This is a genomic window from Streptomyces sp. 150FB (assembly GCF_000818195.1).
In the GTDB taxonomy this organism is placed as follows: Bacteria; Actinomycetota; Actinomycetes; order Streptomycetales; family Streptomycetaceae; genus Streptomyces.
This window is the reverse complement of record NZ_JTHL01000001.1, coordinates 5,278,800-5,281,889: the sequence shown is the minus strand read 5'-3', so window position 1 is coordinate 5,281,889 and position 3,090 is coordinate 5,278,800. Positions and strand designations below refer to the sequence as shown.

The following is a 3,090-nucleotide window of genomic DNA, read 5'->3' as shown; positions in this document are numbered from 1 at the left end:
ACCGCCTGTGGTGGAGAAGGCTGGCCGGGGGCGTGGGCTGCTCGGGGTGCTCCGGCTGCGGCGGCGTCGGGGCGGCGGCGATGGAGCGGCGGTCGACGGGGGGTCTGCGAGGGGCAGGGGGCTCGGCCTGTCCAGCCCGTTCCTGCTGGTGGCTGCCGCGTTGCTGGTCGCGGGCGCGTTCCTCGGCTCCTGGCTGGCCCTGGGGGGCGGCTGGCTGCTGGCGTACGCCTCGCGCACGCTGTCGCGCACGGAAGCGAAATTGGCCGTCTTCTGGCTCCCGGGCGTGTCGGTCGCGGGTGGCCTGGTCTGGCTGTGGGGGCGGATGAACGGCCGTTGGGGAGAGCTGATCCCCAAGGACGGAATGGGCCCGGCGCTCCAGGACACCTGGCCGGTCGTGGTCCGTACGGCGGCGGTGGCTTCGGCGCTGTTCCTGGTGTGGCGTTCACAGAGGCGGCGAGGCTGAGGAGGCGAGGGCTGGGGTCGCCGGGGCTGAGGAGTCCGAGGCCGAGGAGGTCAGCGGCCGGTCATCCCGGGATCGTGGCGGTCTTGGTGACGGGTGCGCCGTACAGGGTGGTCCAGTACTCGGAGACGCGCTCGACGCCGCCGGGGCCGGCGGCCACAAGCCCGAGGTAGCCGTCGGGGCGGACCAGCACCAGGGTGCCGTCGTGCGCGCCGTATCCGGTCCGCAGGTGCCCGAGGCGGTCGGTCAGCACGTGGTCGGCCACCTGGCCCGACTCGCCCGACTCCCCCGGCCGGATCACGGTGTAGGCGTGCAACGCGGGGCCGAACCGTTCACTCAACGCCAAGGCACTGTCCGCCTCCGTCGCGCCGAAGGCCAGCAGCGTCCAGTGGGGTCCGTGGAACAGCTCGAACAGCCGGATCGGCCGTCCGTCGGCCGTGGTCACGGGCGCGTCCGGCGCGCGGTCGCCGGCCGTGACCGTATCGGCCTCGGCACGGTCGTCCCGAGCACGGTCATCTCGGCCACGGTCGTCCCAAGAGAGCGGGCCGCCCCGGTAGTTCAGCGTGAGCCCGTGCACCTCGGGGCCGCGTACGTGGGCGTCGTCGTCCCCCCGCCGGTGCTTCTCCAGTAGCGCCGTACTGATGTCCAGCGCGGTGCGCGCCGCGGCCATGCGCTCCGGTTCGTAACTCTCCAGCAGGACGTCCGGGGCGCCGGCCACCGAAGCGGCGATCTTCCAGGCGAGGTTGTAGCCGTCCTGGATGCCCGTGTTCATGCCCTGACCGCCGGTCGGCGGGTGCACGTGCCCGGCATCGCCTGCCAGGAAGACCCGGCCGTCCCTGAAGCGCTCCGCCAGCCGGGTGTTGGCCCGCCAGGTGGTGTGCCAGGTGACCTCCCCTACCCGTATGTCGTCCCGCCCCGACGCCTCGGTGACCCGCCGCCGCAGATACCCGGGGATCGACTCGGCCTCGGCCGGTGGCGGCGCCACCACGACGAACAGTTCGGTCCCGGCCAGCGGCGTCACCGCGACGCTGCCGTCACCGGTCTGCCAGATCCGGCCGTGGTCGCGGCCGATCCCGTCGATCCGCGCGTCGGCGAACAGCATCGTGGTGGTCTCGTCGGTCTCGCCGGGAAAGGGGATGCCGAGCCGCTTGCGTACGGTGCTGCCCCCTCCGTCCGCGCCCACGAGATATCTGGCGCGCACGGTCTCCGACTTGCCGCCGGCTGTCAGCGTGGCGGTCACGCCGTCGGCGTCCTGGGTGAAGCCGGTCAGCTCGGTCGACAGCTCCACGCGCGCCCCCAGCTCGGCGAGCCGTTCGCGGAGGACCTCCTCGGTGCGGAACTGGGGCACGAACCAGATGTTCGGGTACGGCACGGACGGCGTCGGTTCGACGGGCTCGCTCATCTGTCCCTCCCAGACGACCTCGTCACCCCGGTACGCACGCATCAGCACGTCGGGATGGCCGCCGGCCAGGATCGGGTCGAGGACCCCGAGGTCGGCGAAGACCTCCATGGTTCTGGGCTGGATGCCGTCGGCGCGCGAGCCGCCGAAGAAGATCTCCGCCCGGTCGACTATCCGGAACCGGACGCCGCGTACGGCGAGTTCGCAGGCCAGAGTGAGCCCGGTCGGACCTGCTCCGACGACCAGCACATCGATGTCCGTCATGATCCCGCTCCTGTTCGTATCCCCTACGAAAATGTCGTACGGCGTACGAATAAAGCTAACGGTACGGTGTACGAATGGCAAGCACCGACGACTCGTCCCTGATCTGGACCCGGCGCGAGCCCGGTACCCGCCGACCGAAGTTCACCCGCGACCAGATCGCGTCGACCGCCCTGGCCATCGCCGACACCGAGGGCTTCGCCGCCGTCTCCATGCGGCGCATCGCCGGCGAGCTGGGCGCCGGCACCATGACGCTCTACTACTACGTCCGCACCAAGGACGAGCTGGTCGCACTGATGGACGACGCGATCATGGGCCAAGCCCTCATCCCCGCAGACGAGTTCCCGACCCACTGGTACGACGCACTCGTCGCGGTCGCCGAGCGGAGCTGGGACGTGCTGATGCGCCACCCGTGGGCCCTGCAATCCCTCCAGAACGCACAGCCGGGCCCCAACGCCCACCGCCACTTCGAGCAGTCACTCGCCGCCCTGGCCGGCGCCGGCCTGAACGCGACGGACACGTTCGCCCTGCTCGCCATCGTCGACGACTACGTACAGGGCAACGTGCTCCGAACCGCCGAATTCCGCGCGGTGGCCACGAGCCCCGCGCCGGAGGACGAGACGACCGAGGCGGCCTTCCGCTTCGCGGAAGCCCAGTACGCGACCGGCGAATTCCCGCACACCCAGGTCCTGTTGGGCGGCAAGGACCACCGCGAGGCGTTTTCCCGCCTCATCGCCGGCACATCCGAACGCGAACGCTTCCGCCGGGGCCTGTCCATGCTGCTCCAGGGCGCGGCGCACGAGATGAACCTGGACGTCCGGGAGGGCTGAGGGGCGGGGGTGCGGGTGCACGTGGTGGGCGCCGATGGACGCGGGAGAGGCCTTGGTTGCTGGCCGATCGGGCGGGGTGGCGCGTTGTTTTGGGGTGCGGGTTCGGGCTGGCGGTCGGGGTGGGCCGGGACCGTGATAGC

General features: G+C 71.5%; 2 protein-coding genes and 1 pseudogene. 2 read left to right on the top strand and 1 reads right to left on the bottom strand.

Going from position 1 to position 3,090, the window contains the following annotated elements:
- Positions 1–463 (top strand): annotated as a pseudogene (locus tag QR77_RS22705) (hypothetical protein); the annotation flags it as partial.
- A gap of 61 nt (positions 464–524) precedes the next feature.
- On the opposite strand, the gene QR77_RS22700 reads toward QR77_RS22705, so the two are convergent.
- Positions 525–2,123, bottom strand: coding sequence for an FAD-dependent monooxygenase (locus QR77_RS22700; protein WP_052488982.1), 1,599 nt, complete (start codon positions 2,121–2,123; stop codon positions 525–527).
- A gap of 74 nt (positions 2,124–2,197) precedes the next feature.
- Between QR77_RS22700 and QR77_RS42355 the strand changes: the two genes are divergently transcribed.
- Positions 2,198–2,950, top strand: a complete 753-nt coding sequence (locus QR77_RS42355) for a TetR/AcrR family transcriptional regulator C-terminal domain-containing protein (protein WP_052488981.1) — start codon at positions 2,198–2,200, stop codon at positions 2,948–2,950.
- The last annotated feature ends 140 nt before the right edge of the window (positions 2,951–3,090 follow it).

What these genes read in the sequence shown, in the direction of transcription:
- QR77_RS42355 (WP_052488981.1), top strand. Translation starts at nt 2,198, where the DNA reads ATGGCAAGCACCGACGACTCGTCCCTGATCTGGACCCGGCGCGAGCCC.
- QR77_RS22700 (WP_052488982.1), bottom strand. Translation starts at nt 2,123, where the DNA reads ATGACGGACATCGATGTGCTGGTCGTCGGAGCAGGTCCGACCGGGCTC.